Consider the following 18765-nt stretch of genomic DNA (forward strand, 5'->3'; position numbering starts at 1 on the left):
GCGCCTACCCCCGACACGCCCGAACACGCGTCCGGCCGGGCGGCATGTAGGGCACCGTCCGTCCGCCGTCCGGGGGACGGACGGGTTTCGGCTGCGCCGGACGGGTTAGGAGCGAGCCGTCAGCACGCGGTCCCCCTGCCCGGCACGCCGGATCCGACGAGTGAGGTCCTCCGTGAATCAGCATCCTGCCGACACCGCCGACGGGTTCCCTCCCCCGGAGTCGCTGAGCCCGCCCGAGATGACCGGCCAGCTGCCCCGGGACCACACCCAGGCGATCCTGGAGGTCACCAAGCACGTCGCGGCGCTGCTGAAGCAGTCCGGGCAGCCCTTTGCGCTCGCGGGCAGCGTGGCCGCCTTCGCCCACGGGGTCCCGGCCCGGTTCCAGCACGACACGGACTTCTGCATGCGGCGCGAGGACGCCGACGCGGCGATCAAGGCCTTGGAGGAGGGCGGCATCGAGATGCGCCGCGCCGCGGAGGACTGGCTGGTCAAGGGCCGGTCCGGCGGGGAGGAGATCGACCTGATCTTCGAACTCGCCCGCCGTCCCGTCAGCGAGGAGCTGCTGGAACGGGCGACCGTGAAATCGGTGGACTCGGTGTGGATGCCGGTCCTCTCCCCCACCGACCTGATGGACAGCCGGCTCGCCGCCCTGTCCGAGCACTACTGCGACTTCGGCGACCTCCTGCCGATGGCGCGGATGCTGCGCGAGCAGATCGACTGGGACCGGCTGGACCGGGTCCACCGGGACGCCCCGCTGCCGGACGCCTTCCTGTACCTCCTCGACCGGCTCCGGGTCATCGACCGGGGGAAGGGGACCTCATGACTGCCGTGGAGAACCTCGACTACCGCGTGGAGCACCTGCGCGACCGCCTGGCGCGCGAGGACGTCGCGGAGCTCGGCGTGCGCGTGGAGGCACGCGGCGCGTGGGTGATGGTGTGGGGCGTCGTGGCCGACGACGCCGCCCGTGCGGCGGTCCTGCGGATCGCCGGGGAAGAGCTGGAGGGGGTCCCGTGGCACGACGACCTGACGGTGCACCGCGTCGGACCCCCCGGACCGGCGGAGGTGCTGTCGTGATCCGCGTCGCCGCCGTCGGGGACATCCACCTCGGACCGGACAGTGCCGGCACCTTGCGTCCCGCCTTCGACACGCTCGGCGACTGCGCCGACCTGCTGCTGCTGGCCGGGGACCTCACCCGGCACGGCACCCGCGAGGAGGCCCGGGTGGTGGCCGAGGAGGTCGCCGGACTGCCCGTGCCCGTGGTCGCCGTCCTCGGCAACCACGACTACCAGAGCGACCAGCCGGACGCCGTCACCCGCGAACTGGTCGAGGGGGGTGTGCACGTCCTGGAGGGCGCCGGCGTCACCTTCGACATCCGGGGCGTCACCGTGGGTGTCGCCGGCACCAAGGGCTTCGGCGGGGGCTTCGCGGGACGCAGCGCCACCGAGTTCGGGGAACCGGAGATGAAGGCCTTCATCCGGTACTCCCGTGCGTGCGCGGACGGGCTCGGCCGCAGCCTGCGCGAGCTCGACGGCAGCAGCGTACGGGTGGCGCTCACGCACTTCTCGCCGGTGCCGGACACCCTGGCGGGCGAACCGCCGGAGATCTACCCCTTCCTCGGCAGTTACCTGCTGGCGGAGGCCATCGACGGGGCCGGTGCCGACCTCGCGGTGCACGGGCACGCCCACATGGGCACCGAGCACGGGATGACGGGCGGCGGGGTGCGCGTGCGCAATGTGGCCATGCCCGTCATCGACCGCGCCTTCGCCGTGTACCACCTGTCCCCGCCGACCGGCTGAGGGCGCCGGAAAGTTTCCAAAAGGGTCAGGCCGCCACGATCGGGTATATAACCGAACGGGAACCCACGACGGCCCCGCTGCGCACCAGCAGCTCCCCGACCCGTCGGAGGAAACTGATGACCCCCTTGCCCTTCGACACCGCGGGCCCCGTCCATACCGGGTCTCCGGTGGACGCCATCGAGATTCCCGACAACCCCCTGGCCGTCAGTACGGACGACGCCCGGACCCTCTCCGTCGCGCTCTTCCACCGTCTGCGCTCCCTGACCGAGGGCACCGCGGAGTACTCGTACGTCCGCAACACGCTGGTGGAGCTGAACCTCAGCCTGGTCAAGTACGCCGCCCGGCGCTTCCGCAACCGCAGCGAGCCCTTCGAGGACATCGTCCAGGTGGGCACGATCGGCCTGATCAAGGCCATCAACCGGTACGACGTCGGGCGCGGGGTGGAGTTCGCCACGTTCGCCGTGCCGACGATCACGGGCGAGATGAAGCGTTTCTTCCGGGACACCAGCTGGTCGGTGAAGGTGCCGCGGCGCCTGCAGGAGCTGCGCCTGGACATGGCGAAATCCTGCGACGCGATGGAACAGGACCTGGGCCGCCGGCCGACGGACCACGAGCTCGCCGAGCACCTCGGTGTCAGCGACGACGCCCTGGCCGAGGGGCGGCAGGCCGCGAACTGCTACGTCGCGGAGTCCCTCAGCACCTCGGTGGGGCAGGACGCGGACGGGGGCTCCCTGCCGCGTTCGCTGGGCACGGAGGAGGAGGCGTACGAGCGCATCGAGGACCTGGAGACACTCAAGCCGCTGCTCGGCGCGCTGGGTGAGCGGGACCGGCTGGTCCTCCAGCTGCGCTTCGGCGACGAGCTGACGCAGTCGCAGATCGGCGAGCGCCTCGGCATCTCGCAAATGCACGTCTCCCGGCTGCTGAGCCGGATCATGGCGAAGCTGCGCGCGGGGATGCTGGAGGATGCCGACGAGGGCGAGCAGGAGGACGCCGGCCCGACCTGAGGACCGCACCGCGTTCGTTCGTTGCACCTGTTCTTCACTACGGCCCGTGCGGGCCCGCCGGCACGCTCCGCGCGGCCGGGACGGACGGGGAGTGTGTGGCCGGCCGTCCGGGAAGCCTAGGCCGACTGGCCGTCCGGGGAGCCGGAGGGTGAGGCGATCTCCGCCCATACGCACTTGCCGTCCGCGAGCGGCAGGGAGCCCCAGCGGCGGGCGATCCGTTCCACTATCAGCAGGCCGTATCCGCCGGGGCGGGCCGGGTCCGGGCGGGAGCGGGGCGTGGGGGCGGCGGGGTCGCCGTCGGTGACCTCGACCCGGAGCCGTTCGTCGGTGCAGTCCAGGAGCAGGGAGCGGGGCCCGCCCGCGTGCAGGCAGGCGTTGGCGACCACTTCGGAGACCAGCAGCAGGACGTCCTCGGCGTCGTCGCGGGAACCCGGCATCCACTTCCAGTCGGTCAGGGCGTCGCGCGTGAAGTCGCGGCACCGGGTGACGACGTCACTCATGCCTGCCAGCAGGAGGCTCCGCCTCCGGTCGAGGGGCCGCGGCTCCATGGCACCCTCCCCCCTCACGCGTGCCGCGGTTCGGCCAGTGCATGCGCCAGGTCGGGGTGCACGGCGAAGATCCCGTCCGCACCGGTGATGCGGAACATGCGGGCGACCGGGGGCCGCAGGCCGGCGAGCTCGATCGTGCCGCCCGCCTCGCGCGCCGCGAGCCGGCTGTGCAGCAGCACGTTCAGCCCCGTGGAGTCGCAGAAGCGGAGTTCGGAGAAGTCCACCAGCAGTCTGCGCGCACCCCCTTCGACGCCCGCGGTGAGGGCGGCACGCAGGGGCTCGGCCGTGTCGTGGTCCAGTTCTCCCGTGAGGGCGAGGACGAGGATGTCGCCCTCGGACCGCACCTCTACGGCGAATCGGTCACCGTCCGCCGGCGGGGCCATCGGGAACCACCTCTTCCCAGTGCGCAGGTGGGTGAACGCCATCGTCCTGCCGCCCTCCGCGCACCGCGACCGATGGCCGGCCGCGCCCACCGAGGTCGTTCCGGCGTCGCTTCGCCCGGTTCTGCACGGCGCCTACCCGCTGGCGCAGCGGTCAATCCGGCGGGGCGCAGGCGGGGCAGAGGCCCCGGTAGGTGATCTCGGCCTCGGAGACGGCGAAGCCGAACCGCTCCTGGTCCGGCAGGCCGGCGAGCGGGTCACCGGTCGGGTGGACGTCCCGGATGAGGCCGCATCCGGAGCAGACCAGGTGCTGGTGGGGGTGGTGCGCGTTGGGGTCGTAGCGCTTGGCACGGCCGTCGGTGGTGACCTCCGCGACCTCGCCGAGGGCCACCAGCTCGCCCAGGGCGTTGTAGACGGTGGCCCGGGAGATCTCCGGCAGCCGTTCGACCGCGCGGGCGTGCACCTCGTCGGCCGTCAGGTGCACGTGGTCGCCGTCGAGGACCTCGGCGACGACCCGCCGCTGGGAGGTCAGCCGCCAGCCGCGGCTCCGCAGCCGTTCCAGCAGGTCACTCATTTCGGCTCCCCCTGTCGGGTGCGGCGGGCGCCTCCATGCCTCGGCGGGCGTCCGTCGATCCGATCGAATATGGGCTTGGTACTCATCTTGACTTGGACTGCGTCCATCGTAGGATCGGTTCCGTTGATAACCAAGAGGTAGGAAGACTCCCGAGCGCCGGGAGTACGCCGACGGTGACCGCTCGGCGTCGCGTCGACCGACGAGGCGGGCCCCGTGCGCAGGGACCCCTGTCCCGCTGTTCGACCGCATTCGGTCCTGAGCACGCGATCCCCCTGGTACGGAAGGATTCCCATGTCTGAGAACCACGACGCGATCGTCACGGACGACAAGGCCGAGGGCGGCGGCGGTTGCCCCGTCGCGCACGGGCGGGCGGCGCACCCCACCCAGGGCGGCGGGAACCGCCAGTGGTGGCCCGAACGGCTGAATCTGAAGATCCTCGCCAAGAACCCCGCGGTCGCCAACCCGCTGGGTGAGGAGTTCGACTACGCCGCGGCGTTCCGCAGCCTCGACCTGGCCGCGGTGAAGCAGGACATCGCGGAGGTCCTGACGACCTCCCAGGACTGGTGGCCCGCCGACTTCGGCCACTACGGCCCCTTCATGGTCCGCATGGCGTGGCACAGCGCCGGCACCTACCGGATCAGCGACGGACGCGGCGGCGCCGGCGCGGGCCAGCAGCGTTTCGCCCCGCTCAACAGCTGGCCGGACAACGGCAACCTGGACAAGGCCCGCCGTCTGCTGTGGCCGGTCAAGAAGAAGTACGGCCAGAGCCTGTCGTGGGCCGACCTGATGATCCTCACCGGCAACGTCGCGCTGGAGCAGATGGGCTTCGAGACCTTCGGCTTCGGCGGCGGCCGCGCCGACGTCTGGGAGCCGGACGAGGACGTGTACTGGGGTCCCGAGACGGCGTGGCTGGACGACCAGCGCTACAGCGGCGACCGCGAGCTGGAGAGTCCGCTCGGCGCCGTCCAGATGGGTCTGATCTACGTCAACCCGGAGGGCCCGAACGGCAACCCGGACCCGGTCGCCGCGGCCCGAGACATCCGCGAGACGTTCCGCCGGATGGCGATGAACGACGAGGAGACGGTGGCCCTGATCGCCGGCGGCCACACCTTCGGAAAGACCCACGGAGCCGGCCCGGCCGAAAGCGTCGGCGCCGACCCTGAGGCCGCCCCGATCGAGGCGCAGGGCCTGGGCTGGGCCAACTCCTTCGGCACCGGCAAGGGCGGGGACACGATCACCAGTGGTCTGGAGGGCATCTGGACCACCACGCCGACCACCTGGGACAACAGCTTCTTCGAGATCCTCTTCGGCTACGAGTGGGAGCAGTTCAAGAGCCCCGCCGGCGCCCACCAGTGGCGGCCCAAGGGCGGAGCGGGCGCGGGCACCGTGCCCGACGCACACGACCCGTCGAAGACGCACGCGCCGACGATGCTCACGACCGACCTGTCGCTGCGCTTCGACCCGGCCTACGAGCAGATCTCGCGCCGCTTCCTGGAGGACCCGGCGGCGTTCGCGGACGCCTTCGCCCGTGCGTGGTTCAAGCTGACCCACCGCGACATGGGGCCCGTCGTGCGCTACCTCGGTCCCGAGGTGCCGTCCGAGGAACTGCTGTGGCAGGACCCGCTGCCGGCGGTCGACCACGAACTCGTCGACGCCGCGGACGTCGCGTCCTTGAAGCAGCAGGTCCTCGCGTCGGACCTGACGGTGTCCCAACTGGTCTCCACCGCCTGGGCGTCGGCTTCGTCCTTCCGCGGCAGCGACAAGCGCGGCGGCGCCAACGGCGCCCGGATCCGCCTGCAGCCGCAGAGCGGCTGGGAGGTCAACGAGCCGGACCGGCTGGCGGGGGTGCTGCGCGTCCTGACGGGGATCCAGGAGGCGTTCAACGCCGCCCAGCAGGGAGGCAAGCGGATCTCGCTGGCCGACCTGATCGTGCTGGCCGGTGCCGCGGCGGTGGAACAGGCCGCCAAGGACGCCGGGTTCGATCTGCGCGTGCCCTTCACACCGGGCCGTGTGGACGCCTCGCAGGAGCAGACGGACGTGGAGTCCTTCGCCGCGCTGGAGCCGGCGGCCGACGGCTTCCGCAACTACCTCGGCAAGGGCAACCGGCTTCCGGCCGAGTACCTGCTGCTGGACCGGGCGAACCTGCTGAACCTGAGCGCGCCGGAGCTGACGGTCCTCGTCGGCGGCCTGCGCGTGCTGGGTGCCAACCACCAGCAGTCGCGGCACGGCGTGTTCACCAGGACGCCCGGGTCGCTGACGAACGACTTCTTCGTCAACCTCCTGGACCTGGGCACGGAGTGGAAGGCGACCTCGGAGGACGCGCACACCTTCGAGGGGCGTGACACCGCCACCGGCGAGGTCAAGTGGACCGGTACCCGTGCCGATCTGGTCTTCGGTTCCAACTCCGAGCTGCGTGCCCTCGCGGAGGTCTACGCCAGCGACGACGCCAAGGAGAAGTTCGCGAAGGACTTCGTCGCCGCATGGAACAAGGTGATGAACCTCGACCGGTTCGACCTCGTCTGATCGGGGTGTCCGGGTGTCCGGGCCGGCCGGCGCCGCAGGGTGCCGGCGGGCCCGGACGCGGTCACAGGCGTACGGCGCGCCGGAGGCGGCCCAGGTCCACGAACTTGAAGTCGGTGTCGGCACGGACCTCCCCGTCGGAGCCCGTGCTCGCGGGGGTGTTGGCCCCGTCCTGGACGACGAGGAGGCCGTTCGGGAACCTCCTGCCCAGCGGAGCGCTGGTGACGGCGGCGCCGTCGCACTCCTGCGAGCCGTCGGGCGCTCCGGGGGTGTCGTCGGCGGTGACGCGGAAGCCGCGGACGTAGGTGTCACTGCGCTCGCGGTCGAAAACGGCGAAGGTGTCGTCGCCCTGGCTGGATGCGAGCAGGTAGCCGGGCCGGCGCGGGTGCCGGGGATCGCGCCAGATGGTGAGTCCCTCCACGTCGGCTGCCAGGTGCCGGCCGCCGTAGCCGGGGTCGGCGCCCGCGTCGCACTCCTCGGTCTGCGGGTTCCAGGTGCCGGGCACGCCGAAGGAGCGGACCTTCTCGATCAGGCGGGCGGGCGAGCGCAGGTCGGCGTCGAGCTTCCAGATGCCGACGTCCTCCTGGCCCGCGTACAGGTCGCCGGTGTCCGGGTCGATCACCATGCCCTCGACCTGGGGCAACTCGCCCGGCTCCGAGCAGGGCGTCCACGTCCTGCCGTCGGGCAGCGGGAAGGCACTGGGGAGGGAGGTGGTCCGCACGGTGCGGTAGCCGACCTTCCCCCGCACATCGGGCAGGAGTTCGGCCAGCGCGAGGGCGGTGGCGTGGCGCCGGCTGGTGACCGCGAAGGAGCGGCCGCTGCGGCGGTCGGTGTAGGCGGCCAGGCCGTAGGCGGTGCGCTGGTCGGCGACCTCGTCCGGTCCGGCGGAGAAGACGAGCGGGGCCGCGTCCTCGTCGGTGACGTCGACGAGGGGTGCGCCGGTCCGCCGGGGGTCGATCCGGTAGACGCGCAACTGGTCGCGGCCCCGGTCGGAGACGACGGCCACGTCGTGGCGGCCGCCGGGGAAGCGCAGGCCGGTGATGAGGTCGACGTTGTTGAAGCGGCCGGGGGCGTCACCGTCCCGGGGCGGCGGCGGGGCCGGCAGCGACTGGACCTGGCGCCCGTCGAGGTCGTACACGCGCAGTCCGCCCTCCTTGGCGGTGGCGATGACCAGGCTGCGGTCGGGGTCCTCGGGGTTGCGCCAGATGGCGGGGTCGTCCGCGTCGGCGTTGCCGCCGGCCTCGTCGTCGAAGAGGGAGGGCGTCTCGACGGAGGCGGGTACGCCGGGCAGCGACGGCGGGGCCGCGCGGTCGCCCCGGGCGTGCGCCGGTACGGCGAGCAGCCCCAGGGCCACCGCGGCGGCCACGCCGAGCGCCGTCGTCCGCCTTCTCGGGATCGCGGTCATCTTGCCTCCTGGTCGGTCGGTTCCCGGGGTGCGGCCGGCCGCGGAGTCGGGTCCCACGGGCGCCCGGCGGCCGAGCCGCCCCCACCGTGGGGCACCCGCGGGTGACCCCCATGGAGCAGGCATGACGCGTCCATGACCACCGCGTGAATCCCGGGTGCCTCCCGCTTCCTTAGCGGAACGTTAGATCTGCGCGGCGGAGCTTGTCCGGGCGACACGGCGGCCGCATGCTCTGGGCACTCCCCCACTCGCGGGGTGTCGCCACTCCCCTCTCCCCTCAGGGACTTCTCTCCGGAGCCGCCATGTCCTCGTCCGCCGTCGTGCCCGGGTCCGAGCCGGGAACCAGCCCTGTCCCGCCGCCCGGCGACGAGCGCGCGAAGCGCCGCCTCGCCCTGATCGGCGGCTCGCTCGGCAACCTCGTCGAGTGGTACGACTGGTTCGTCTACGCCAGCTTCGCGATCTACTTCGCCGACTCCTTCTTCCCCGGCGACAACCCGACCACACAGTTGATGAACACCGCCGGGATCTTCGCCGTCGGCTTCCTGATGCGCCCCGTGGGCGGCTGGATCCTCGGCCGCGCCGCCGACCGGCACGGCCGCAAGAGCGCCCTGACGCTCACGGTCACCATGATGTCCGTCGCCGCGCTGCTCATCGCCGTCGCCCCGACCTACGGCCAGGCCGGCTACTTCGGCGCGCTGGTCCTGCTGCTGGCCCGGCTGCTCCAGGGGATGAGCATCGGCGGCGAGTACGCCGCCAGCGCCACCTATCTGACCGAGGCCTCCGCCCGCAACCGGCGCGGCCTCGGTTCGTCCTTCCAGTACGTCTCGATGACCTGCGGCCAACTGCTGGGCCTGGGCATTCTGATCACGATGCAACACACCCTGACCACATCGCAGTTGGAGAGCTGGGGCTGGCGGATCCCCTTCGTGCTCGGGGCGTTGTTCGCGGTGGTCGTCTTCTGGCTGCGGCGCCGGCTCCAGGAGACCGACGCCTTCCAGGAGGAGGCGGCGGCCGGCGAGGACGCGCACGACGACACCGCGCGCGGCACACTGGCAGCCCTGTGGCAGTACCGGCGCCAGGCCGGTCTGGTCATGGCTCTCACCCTCGGCGGCACGGTGGCCTACTACACCTACACCACCTATCTGACCAAGTACCTGGTCGGCAGCGCGGGCATGGCCAGGACGACGGCCACCCTGGTCAGTTTCACCGCTCTCACCGTCTTCGCGGTGCTCCAGCCCTTCGCCGGCATGCTGTCCGACCGGATCGGCCGCCGTCCCCTGCTGATCACTTTCGCGGTGGGCTGCACCGTCGGCACGTATCCGATCATGACCGCTTTGGGATCGGCTTCCTCGTACTGGTCGGCGCTGGGCCTGTCCCTGCTCGCCCTGGTGATCATCACCGGCTACACGTCCATCAACGCGGCGGTCAAGGCGGAGCTGTTCCCCACGCGGGTCCGCGCGCTGGGGGTGGCCCTGCCGTACGCCGTCGCCAACGCACTGTTCGGCGGCACCGCCGAGTACGTGGCGCTCTGGTTCAAGGACAGTGGTCACGAGACCATGTTCTTCTGGTACGTCTCCGGCTGCGCGCTGATCTCCCTCGTCACCTACGTGCTGATGCCGGACACCCGCGACGCCGCGCTCAGCCGCGCCGAGGCCGACGCGGACGCCGACCGGGCCGCGGACCGGCGTGACGCCGCGGCGGCCTCCACCCCGTGAGCCCGCCCCGAGCGACCCGCCGAGCGGCAGCGGTAGCCTGTCGGGCGGCGGCCGCGCCGGCCGCCCGCCCCGCCGCGAGGAGGCCCCCATGCACGCGCTCCTCGTCGAGGACGACGACCGGATGGCCCAGGCACTCGGCACCGCCCTCGCCCAGCGCGGGCACACCGTCCGGCGGGTCGCGCGGGCCCAGGACGCGCTGCGCCACACCCGGGAGGCGGAGTTCGTCCTGCTCGACCTCGGCCTGCCGGACCTGGACGGCATAGAGCTGCTGCGGCGGCTGCGGACCGTCTGCGGCGTGCCGCTGATCGTGGTGACCGCCCGCTGCGAGGAGCGCGACATCGTGCAGGGGCTGCGGGCGGGCGCCGACGACTACGTGGTCAAGCCCTTCCGGATGGCCGAACTGATGGCCCGGATCGACACGGTGCGGCGGCGTACGGATGCGCACGCCGGCCGCACCGCCCCCGGACCTGCGACGGTGCGCCGCGGGGACGTGGAGGTGGACCCGGCGGGCCGCACGGTCACCGTGGCGGGCGTCGACGTGCGCCTGACCCGAAGGGAGTTCGACGTGCTGGCCCTCCTGGCGGCCCGGCCGGACGAGGTGCACACCCGCGAGGAGATCCTGGACCGGATCTGGGGTGACGCCTTCCTCGCCGCCTCGCGCTCGCTCGACGTCCACGTGGCGGGCATCCGGGCCAAGACCGGCCGCTCCGGGCTGGTGCGCACCGTCCGCGGGTACGGCTACCAGCTCGGCGGGGAGCGGTGAGGCGCCGGCTCCTGGTCGTACTGACGGTACTGATGGGGGTCGCGGCGCTGCTGCTGTGCCTCCCCCTGGCCGAGGGGTACGCGCGGGGGCGGACCGAGCACCTGCTGCTCCAGCGCCGCTCCGAGGCCGTGCGGTTCGCCGATCTGGCGGAGCGGATGCGTACCGAGGCCGACCGGGCGGAGTTGGCGGCCGAGATCGGCCGGTACGCCGACCTGTACGGGGCGGGCGTCGTGGTCGTGGACACGACGGGCGCGACCCTGCTGCGGGCGGGCGCCGAACCCGGCGCCGAGGCGGCCGAGGCCCGCGGGCGGGCCCTGACCGGCCGCTCCACCGACCGGCTGCCGACCCTGCGGCCGTGGGGGCCGGGCCGTGTCCTGCTCGCCGAGCCGGTGGGACGCGACGAGCGGGTCAGCGGGGCCGTCCTGCTGGCGGTCCCTACGGACGCGGCACGGCGGGACGTCACGGTCCGCTGGTCGCTGGTCGCCGCCGGGGCGCTGGGGTCCTTCGCGGCGGCCGCCCTGGTCGCCGCGGGCATCGCCCGCTGGCTGCTGCGGCCGGTCCTCGACCTGGACGGGGCGGTGGCACGGCTGGCGGCCGGCAGCCTCGGAGCCCGGGCCGGTTCGGACACCGGCCCGCCCGAACTGCGGCGGTTGCGGCAGCACTTCAACTCCATGGCGGACGCCGTGGCCGACTCCATCGGCCGCCAGCGCGACTTCGTCGCCGACGCCTCCCACCAGCTGCGCAACCCGCTGGCGACCCTGGTGCTGCAGCTGGAGAACGTCGAGCCGCACATCACCCCGGGGCCCGGGCTCGCCGAGCACGCGCGGGCCCTGGACGAGGCGGAGCGTCTGGAGGAGCTGCTCGACGGCCTGCTGGCCCTGGCCCGCGTCGAATCCGGTACGGCCGGACTGGCCCGCCAGGACGTGTCGCGGGCGGTACGGGACCGGGTCGCGGCCTGGGCGCCGGTCTTCGATGCGGCGGGGCTGGAACTCACGGCCGAGGCTGTCGCGGAGGGCCTGTGGGCGCACGCCCTGCCCGACGCGGCCGGGCGGATCCTGGACGCGCTCCTGGACAACGCGGTCAAGTTCGTGCCCCGGGGCGGCCGGGTCGCGGTCGGCGCCGAGCGGCGCCCGGACGGCAGCACCGTCGTGCGCGTCACGGACGACGGTCCGGGCGTACCGCAGGAGCAACTCGGCACGTTGCTGCGGCGCTTCACCCGCTCGCCGACCCACCAGAACGTCCCCGGCAGCGGGCTGGGCCTGGCCATCGCCGACGAGATCGCCCGCATCAGCGGCGGCGCCCTCGACATCACCGCCAACACCCCGCACGGCCTCGCCGCCCTGCTCCACCTGCCGCCGCCGGAGGGGACCGGCCGGCCGTAGACGACATCGCCCACGGCGTGTCATTGGGATCAGGCCGAGCCTCGCGAGCCCGGCCTGATCCGAAAGACGCGCCCTAGCCGTAGACGGAGCGGTAGTACGCGGCCGCGCCCGGGTGGAGGGGGACCTGGCCGGTCGAGATGGCGAAGCGGGGCTCCAGGCGGGCGCCTGCTGTCACCTCGCGCAGGAGGTCGCGCCACCGGTCGAAGACCACCCGGAGCAGGCCCCGCACGACGTACGGCTCGATGTCCGGACGGGCCAGCAGGTAGTTGCCCACGCCGACGGTGCCCACCGGTTCCCTGAGCCCGTAGACCCCGGCCGGCAGGGTCACCGCCGTATAGACGGGGGCGTGGCGCTCCCGCAGCGGGGCCACGTAGGCGTCCAGCGGCAGGAAGCGCAGCGGCACCTCGCGCGCCAGCGCGGACAGGGCCGGTGTGGGCACGCCGCCGGACCAGAACAGCGCGTCGACCGTGCCCTCGCGCAGCGCCGCCACCGACGCGGCGAGGCCCAGCGGCCGTTCGAGGGCCTGCGCGCCCGATCCGCCCGGGCCGGCCCCACCGGCCGCCCGCAGGATCCGCTGCGCGATCACGCGTACCCCCGAACCGGTCGCGCCGGCCGCGACCGGCCGCCCGGCGAGGTCCGACACCGAGCGCACCGGACCGTCGGCGGGGACGACCAGGTGCGTGTAGTTGACGTAGACGCGGGCCAGTGCCGCCACCGCCGCGGGGCCGGTGAACGCGTCACGGCCGAGCACCGCGTCCTCGGCGCTGTCCGCCATGGCCAGGGCCAGTTCGGCAGAGCCCTCGTCGAGACCGCGCAGGTTGTTCACGCTCGCCGCGGTACTCACCGGGACGATCTCCAGCGGCAGGTCGCCGGCACCGACGGCGAGCGCCAGGGCCTTGCCGAAGGCGTTGTACGGGCCGCCCTCGGGGCCCGTCGCGAGCCGCAGCCGCCGTACGGGGCCGGTGTCGCCGGAGCATCCGACACCGAGCGTCGCCGCGGCGGCGCCGATGCCGGCGGCGAGCACCGCGCGGCGCGACGGTCGGTTCAACTGCCGGCCTCCAGGCGGGTCGTCGGACGGGCGGGGATGCGGCCCGCGGGCGGCTCACCATGATGCGGCATGCCGCATCGCGGCCGCTTCCGCGGGGCTCCACGGTGACGGCCCGATGAACAACCGCAGTACGGATCGCAACGGATCGCCGGGGTGCCGTCCGTGGATCCTCCCGGGCGCGGCGGGGCGGCGAGCCGCAGGTCGCGGCGTCGCGGCGCCGGTGTCGACGCTTGAAAGATGCCCTGGTCAACTGGTCTGTCCGCCAGATGAGTTACTACCCAGGAGACATGGAACGTCGCTCTGAGTTGGGGTACCTTCCAACACGTCGCCGCCACACCCGGGGCACAGGGCCCCACGGGACTTGCGGCGCAAAGGACCCGACCCCTGTTGACGACAGCAACCGAAGTCTTCACAGTCCGGCCATACACCCCGCACTGCGAGGTGATCCACAACGAAGGTGACCACGCCGTCATCGGCATCTCGCCGGGCAACAGCTATTTCTCGGCCCAGCGGGTCAACGACCTCGCCCAGTGGGGGCTGCGCAACTTCGCGCAGGTCGACCTGATCTACACCGACATGCATGTCGCGGAAATGTACGAGGCCCTCGGATACGGCGAGGACGAAGCCCGCCGCAAGGCGGTGAAGAACCTCCGCGGTGTCCGCGCCAAGGTCAACAACGCCGCCGCCGAAGCGGACCCCACCGGCGTCCGCCTACGGGCCCGACCGATGTCGTCCCTCACCGACATCCCGGCGTACCGGAGCCTCCACAACCACCTGAACAACCTGCTCGACATCGATCCCGAGTTCCGCGAGACCTGCAACTCCCTCGTGGACGGGTTCCTTTCCTCCAAGGTCCTCGACGGGAAGCCCGCCACCACCCGGCAGCGCGAGGTCTGCCTGGAGTACGTCTGCGCCGAGGCGCCGCTGTTCCTGGACACACCCGCCATCCTGGGCGTGCCCTCCTCCCTCAACTGCTACCACCAGCTCCTGCCCATGGCGGAACTGCTCTACTCGCGCGGCTCGGGGCTTCGTGCCTCACGCAATCAGGGCCACGCCATCATCACCCCCGCCGAAGGAGACTCCGATGACCGCTGACACCCTCCTCGACTTCCCGTTCTCCGCACGCGGCGACCAACTGCCCGCCGAAGTCGAGCAGTTGCGCAACGAGCCGGTCAAGCGCGTCCGCACCATAGCCGGTGACGAGGCCTGGCTCGTCTCGTCCTATGCGCTCTGCAAGCAGGTCCTCGAAGACCCGCGCTTCAGCCTGAAGGACACCTCTGCCCCCGGCGTGCCCCGGCAGTACGCGCTGACGATCCCGCCCGAGGTCGTCAACAACATGGGCAACATCACCGGGGCCGGCCTGCGCAAGGCCGTGCTCAAGGCGATCAACCCGAAGACCGGCAACCTCACCGGCTGGATGCGCGACCAGGCGAACACCCTGGTCGACGGTCTGCTGCGCAGCGGCGCTCCGGTCGATCTGCGCGGGCAGTTCACCAACCCGTACGCGGAGAACCTCCACTGCCGCATCCTGGGCATCCCGGAGGCCGACGCCCCGCGTCTGGCCGCCAGCCTGGACATCGCGTTCATGAACTCGGCCTGCCCCGTCACGGGCGCCAAGCTCAACTGGGACCGCGACATGGCGTACATGGTCGAGCGCCTCGACGACCCGGCGACCGTCGGACTGATGGCCGAGCTGGCCGCGCTGCGCGAGGACCCCGACTACGCGCACCTGACGGACGAGATGCTGGCGACCGTCGGCGTCACGCTGTTCGGTGCCGGAGTGATCTCGACCATGGGCTTCCTGACCATGGCGATCGTCTCCCTCCTGCAGAATCCCGACGTGTGGGAGCAGCTGCGCACGTCCCCGGAGAGGATCCCCTCCGCCGTCGACGAGCTCCTGCGCGTCAACCTGTCGATCGCCGACGGCCTGCCGCGGCTCGCGCTGGAGGACGTGACCCTCGGCGACGTCGAGGTCAAGAAGGGCGAGCTGCTGCTCGTCCTGGTCGAGGCCGCCAACACGGACCCGGCGGTCTACTCCGACCCGCACGTCTTCGACATCGACCGCGCGAACGCCGCTACGCACCTGTCCTTCGGCGGCGGACCGCACTACTGCCCGGCCACCGCGCTGGGCAAGCGGCACACGGAGATCGCCCTCGAGGTGTTGCTGGAGAAGATGCCGAACCTGCAGCTGGCCGTGCCGTTCGACCAGCTGGTCTGGCGCACCCGTTTCATGAAGCGCCTGCCGGAGCGGCTGCCCGTCCTCTGGTGACGGCGACGGCGCGCGGCGGCGCGCCCGCACGTCGCGGACGGCGCCGGCCGGGGGGAATCCGGCCGGAGCCGTCCCCGTGCGCCCGCGGCTGAGAGCAAGCGTTCGTGAGCGCTTGCTCTCAGCCGCTCCACCTTCCTCCGACACCTGCGTCCGACCGATGCTTCCCATGCGTTCGCATCGTCTCCTTCGAAAGGCATGTCATGAGGAACCGCATCGCAGCCGCCTCGCTGAGCGCCGGAGTGCTCCTGGTCGCCGGTCTGCTGACCGCTCCCGCCGCCGTTGCCGCCCCGACCGCCCCGAGCTGTGTCGGGTCGGCGTGCAACGGCCTGAACCCGGCCAACACCAACTGCCAGAACGACGCCCGCACCGTAGGGGAGTCGAGCGACCCGATGGGCGCCATGGAGCTGCGCTACAGCCCGTCATGCCGCGCCGCGTGGGGCCGATTCAAGATCAACGCGCCGTCCGGGTCCCGGATAGAGATCAAGAACAGCCAGGGGAAGAAGTACACGACCCGGGGCAGCGGAAAGTTCTACAGCGTCATGATCAACGACAAGGACGTGAAGGCCTGGGCCTGCGGCATCTGGCCCTCCGAGTTCGGCGGCACCAACACAGCCTGCACCAGCGGCTACTGACGCACCGCCGATGCCGGTCCGCCGTTCCCACGAGAGGAAGTGCACCGCATGAATCCGCTCGGCACGACCACCCGGAGGCTCCTGGTCACCTCGGCCGGGCTCGCCGCCTCGCTCGCGCTGGCCACCGCCCCGGCCCAGGCCACCACGGCCAACGTCGGGGGCCAGGTCGGCGGGAGCAACACGTACTACGGCACTGCCCGCACCATCACCGCCGACGGCTCGCACCTCTACCTCAGGGCCGACAGCGGCGGTATCGCGATGAAGGCCTTCTGGTACAAGTGCAGTGACCGCAGTGTCCGCGGGACGGACCGGGAGGTCGGCTCGGGCGCCCGTCAACGCCTCGGCTCGGGCTTCAGGGCCGGTACGGTCTTCTGCCTGGGCGCGGCCGCGGACGTCGTCAGCCCGCACAGGATCTCCTGGACCGGCACCCTCAACTGGAACGTCTACTCCTGACCGCAGGAGCAGGCGCGACCCGCGGTGCCCCGTCTCCTGCGACGCTCGTCGCCGCGGACGGGGCACCGCGGCGCGGGCCGCGTCGATGCCGGTGATCACAGCCAGCCGGCCTGCGCAGCACGCAGTCCGGCCTCGAAGCGGCTGCGGGCACCGAGCCGTTCCATGATCGACGCCATGGAACGGCGGACGGTACTCAGGGAGACGCCCAGCCGTCCCGCCGCCGTCTCGTCGGTCAGCCCCTTGGCCAGCAGGGTGAGCAGCTCCCGCTCCTGTGCCGTCAGACCGGTGGCCCGGTGCCGGGCCGGCTGCGCGCCGAGCGGCAGGGCCACTTCCCACACCTGTTCGAACAAGGTCACCAGTGCTGTGATCGCCCCGGCGGCGTGCAGCAGGACCGCCCCACGCCGTGTGTCCGACGGGTCCAGCGGGACCAGGGCGCTGGCCCCGTCGACGAGGATCATGCGCAGGGGCAGGGTGGGTACCGTGCGCACCTCGCCACCGGATTCGGTCAGCCAACGGGCGTAGTCGAGGGTGCAGGCGCTGTTGCGGACGCTGTCCAGGCAGAGGGTGCGCACCTCCACTCCGCGCAGCAGAATCTGGGCGTCATTGTGCCGGGCCGCCTCGATGGAGGCCGGGGAGTGGCCGCCGCCCGGCATGAAGGTCCAGACCGAGGAGGTGGCCTTGCCGGCGATCCGTTCGAGGCGGTTCCGGATGGCGTCCATGCCGATCAGGCGCTCGCTGTCGGGCCCCTCGCTCCCCTCGGCGGGTTCGGCGAAGTCGGCGATCATACGGCTCACCGCGGCATGGGTGTCGGCCAGTTCCCGGCGGCGGCGTTCGAGTTCCTCCTGCTGGCGGCGCAGGAGGAGGTGCAGTCCCAGTTCGGGGTGAATGGCCCGCCATCCCCCGGGGCGGTCCGCCGACTTCCGCAGCAGCGTCAGCTCGGCGAGCCTGTCCAGTGCGTCCCGGACCTGCTGTTCCTCCAGTCCGAGGTGCTCGGCCATCTGCCCGACGCCCCAGCCCTCGGGCCGGGCGGCCAGCAGCCGGTAGACGGCCTCGGCCGGTGTGTCGAGTCCCAGTGCGGACAGCATCCCTGCGCTCCTCCCCGCGTAGCATCCGTTCCCGCTCTGTCGAGCGTTGTCCTGCCGTGCCCGGCGCCCTGCTGCCGTGCTCGCGCCCGGTCCGCCCGGGCGCACAGCAGCATGGAGGAGGGAGCGCCCGGCGGTCTTGTAGGAATCGGAGTTCAGTCCGGGTCCGGCAGCAGCAGGCTGGTCACCCGGCCCGCCACACGGTCCAGCGGTGAGCCCGCCGGCAGGCCGCCCCGGTGGGCCGAGAACTGCGTGGGGGTGAGTCCCGTCATGGCCTTGAACTCCCTGATGCAGTGGGCCTGATCGTGGAATCCGCCCAGCGCGGCCACCTCGGCACCGTCCAGGCCGCGCGCCTGCAGGCGCAGGGCCCGCTGCAGCCGGGCCACCCTGGCCACGGCCTTGGGGGCCAACCCCACCTGCTGCCCGAACCGCTCCCTCAGGTGGCGGGCGCTCCAGCCGACCTCCTCGGCGATGCCGGGGAGGGCCTGCGGGCGGCAGTCCCCGCCCAGTCGGCGCAGCGCCTCGCGCACTTCGGGCGAGACCCTGCCGCCCTTCTCGGCGCAGGAGGTGAAGACGGCGTCGAGGAGCGCGAACCGGCCGGCCCAGGAGCCGGTCTCCTGCAACTGCTCCACCAGGAGACCGGCGGACGGGCCGAGCAGGTCGGAGAGGTCGGTGAAGGCCTCGGTGAAGCAGCGCATCGGCACTCCGAAGATCCGGTAGGCGCCGAGAGGGCAGAAGGTCACTTCGATGCCGTGCAAACCCCCGGAGTGCTCGCCCCGCGTCGCGGTCGTGCGCAGCCCGGCGAGGAAGGACGAGGCCCTCCGCGACGGCCCGCCGGCGGTGAGCCGCAGACCGCCGTCCAGGGCGATGACCAGGGTCACCACCCCGTCGGGGACTTCGAGGCGGGTCCTGCGCAGGCCGTCCGGCAACCGGTAGCCGTGGTAGCCGAGCACCTGGCCGCGCAGGGCCGGTCCCGGGCGGGAGCGCACGCTGCGGGCTCCTCGGTGGAAGGACTCCGCAGGATCGAGGGTCGTGTCCATGCCTATCCGCTCGTACTGGGCGCGAGCCGCCTCGGACCGGACGGCGACCAGCATGCAGCAGCCGCGGGCGGATCCGTAGGCCCTCCCGGCAGATTGCCCGATACGCACGGGATCTGGCCGGTTTCACATCCGCCGACAGTAAGGCGGGGGGAACGGA

General features: G+C 72.4%; 19 protein-coding genes. 12 read left to right on the plus strand and 7 right to left on the minus strand.

All coding sequences use genetic code 11. The features are described from left to right. Positions 1-172: 172 nt before the first annotated feature. The 4 genes from IF89_RS37700 (at position 173) to IF89_RS0105200 (ending at position 2800) form a co-directional block, all read left to right on the plus strand. Positions 173-823 carry a nucleotidyltransferase family protein gene (locus tag IF89_RS37700; RefSeq protein ID WP_324605302.1) on the plus strand — a complete coding sequence of 217 codons (651 nt, stop codon included), beginning with the start codon at positions 173-175 and terminating at the stop codon, positions 821-823. Next, complete coding sequence (locus IF89_RS0105190; RefSeq protein WP_030761809.1) at positions 820-1074, plus strand: BON domain-containing protein; 255 nt, start codon at positions 820-822, stop codon at positions 1072-1074. Before IF89_RS37700 ends, IF89_RS0105190 begins: the two co-directional genes overlap by 4 nt. Next, entirely contained in the window at positions 1071-1796 is a 726-nt protein-coding gene (locus IF89_RS0105195; RefSeq protein ID WP_030761812.1) for a metallophosphoesterase family protein, read from the plus strand. Before IF89_RS0105190 ends, IF89_RS0105195 begins: the two co-directional genes overlap by 4 nt. Positions 1797-1912: 116 nt before the next feature. Next, positions 1913-2800, plus strand: a complete 888-nt coding sequence (locus IF89_RS0105200; protein WP_030761815.1) for a SigB/SigF/SigG family RNA polymerase sigma factor — start codon at positions 1913-1915, stop codon at positions 2798-2800. Positions 2801-2916: 116 nt separating this feature from the next. Here IF89_RS0105200 and IF89_RS0105205 read toward each other — a convergent pair whose 3' ends face one another. The 3 genes from IF89_RS0105205 to IF89_RS0105215 all read right to left on the minus strand — a co-directional run bounded on the left by IF89_RS0105205 (position 2917) and on the right by IF89_RS0105215 (position 4302). Then, a complete protein-coding gene (locus tag IF89_RS0105205; RefSeq protein WP_043193078.1) occupies positions 2917-3300 on the minus strand; it encodes an ATP-binding protein in 384 nt (127 codons plus the stop codon). Between the two features lie 62 nt (positions 3301-3362). Beyond that, a complete protein-coding gene (locus IF89_RS0105210) occupies positions 3363-3731 on the minus strand; it encodes an STAS domain-containing protein (protein WP_030761820.1) in 369 nt (122 codons plus the stop codon). Between the two features lie 151 nt (positions 3732-3882). After that, positions 3883-4302, minus strand: a complete 420-nt coding sequence (locus IF89_RS0105215) for a Fur family transcriptional regulator (protein WP_030761823.1) — start codon at positions 4300-4302, stop codon at positions 3883-3885. Positions 4303-4593: 291 nt separating this feature from the next. Between IF89_RS0105215 and katG the strand changes: the two genes are divergently transcribed. Next, entirely contained in the window at positions 4594-6825 is a 2232-nt protein-coding gene (katG, locus tag IF89_RS0105220; RefSeq protein WP_030761825.1) for a catalase/peroxidase HPI, read from the plus strand. Positions 6826-6886: 61 nt separating this feature from the next. On the opposite strand, the gene IF89_RS0105225 is transcribed toward katG, so the two are convergent. Continuing rightward, entirely contained in the window at positions 6887-8227 is a 1341-nt protein-coding gene (locus IF89_RS0105225; protein WP_030761828.1) for a phytase, read from the minus strand. Between the two features lie 299 nt (positions 8228-8526). Between IF89_RS0105225 and IF89_RS0105230 the strand changes: the two genes are divergently transcribed. The 3 genes from IF89_RS0105230 to IF89_RS0105240 all read left to right on the plus strand — a co-directional run bounded on the left by IF89_RS0105230 (position 8527) and on the right by IF89_RS0105240 (position 12084). Beyond that, positions 8527-9939 carry an MFS transporter gene (locus IF89_RS0105230; protein WP_234327657.1) on the plus strand — a complete coding sequence of 471 codons (1413 nt, stop codon included), beginning with the start codon at positions 8527-8529 and terminating at the stop codon, positions 9937-9939. An 88-nt stretch (positions 9940-10027) separates the two neighbouring features. Beyond that, positions 10028-10702 carry a response regulator transcription factor gene (locus IF89_RS0105235; RefSeq protein ID WP_030761834.1) on the plus strand — a complete coding sequence of 225 codons (675 nt, stop codon included), beginning with the start codon at positions 10028-10030 and terminating at the stop codon, positions 10700-10702. Then, positions 10699-12084, plus strand: a complete 1386-nt coding sequence (locus IF89_RS0105240; protein ID WP_030761837.1) for a sensor histidine kinase — start codon at positions 10699-10701, stop codon at positions 12082-12084. The genes IF89_RS0105235 and IF89_RS0105240 overlap by 4 nt, the downstream gene beginning before the upstream one ends. Before the next feature lie 73 nt (positions 12085-12157). On the opposite strand, the gene IF89_RS0105245 is transcribed toward IF89_RS0105240, so the two are convergent. Further along, positions 12158-13132 (minus strand): TAXI family TRAP transporter solute-binding subunit, encoded by a 975-nt coding sequence (locus IF89_RS0105245; RefSeq protein ID WP_030761840.1) that lies wholly within the window; start codon positions 13130-13132, stop codon positions 12158-12160. A 387-nt stretch (positions 13133-13519) separates the two neighbouring features. Here IF89_RS0105245 and IF89_RS37705 point away from each other — a divergent pair, with 387 nt between their 5' ends. The 4 genes from IF89_RS37705 to IF89_RS0105265 all read left to right on the plus strand — a co-directional run bounded on the left by IF89_RS37705 (position 13520) and on the right by IF89_RS0105265 (position 16486). Beyond that, positions 13520-14227 (plus strand): tRNA-dependent cyclodipeptide synthase, encoded by a 708-nt coding sequence (locus IF89_RS37705; RefSeq protein WP_043193026.1) that lies wholly within the window; start codon positions 13520-13522, stop codon positions 14225-14227. Beyond that, positions 14217-15401, plus strand: a complete 1185-nt coding sequence (locus IF89_RS0105255) for a cytochrome P450 (RefSeq protein WP_030761845.1) — start codon at positions 14217-14219, stop codon at positions 15399-15401. Before IF89_RS37705 ends, IF89_RS0105255 begins: the two co-directional genes overlap by 11 nt. Positions 15402-15601: 200 nt before the next feature. Further along, positions 15602-16033 (plus strand): DUF2690 domain-containing protein, encoded by a 432-nt coding sequence (locus tag IF89_RS0105260; protein ID WP_051806808.1) that lies wholly within the window; start codon positions 15602-15604, stop codon positions 16031-16033. Between the two features lie 48 nt (positions 16034-16081). Further along, complete coding sequence (locus IF89_RS0105265) at positions 16082-16486, plus strand: hypothetical protein (protein ID WP_030761851.1); 405 nt, start codon at positions 16082-16084, stop codon at positions 16484-16486. Between the two features lie 95 nt (positions 16487-16581). On the opposite strand, the gene IF89_RS0105270 is transcribed toward IF89_RS0105265, so the two are convergent. Both IF89_RS0105270 and IF89_RS0105275 read right to left on the minus strand, forming a co-directional pair. Next, a complete protein-coding gene (locus IF89_RS0105270; RefSeq protein ID WP_030761854.1) occupies positions 16582-17571 on the minus strand; it encodes a helix-turn-helix transcriptional regulator in 990 nt (329 codons plus the stop codon). A gap of 152 nt (positions 17572-17723) precedes the next feature. Then, positions 17724-18608 (minus strand): helix-turn-helix domain-containing protein, encoded by an 885-nt coding sequence (locus tag IF89_RS0105275; RefSeq protein WP_158717804.1) that lies wholly within the window; start codon positions 18606-18608, stop codon positions 17724-17726. Positions 18609-18765 lie beyond the last annotated feature (157 nt).

The organism is Streptomyces sp. NRRL F-2664, assembly GCF_000719345.1.
Classification (GTDB): Bacteria; Actinomycetota; Actinomycetes; order Streptomycetales; family Streptomycetaceae; genus Streptomyces.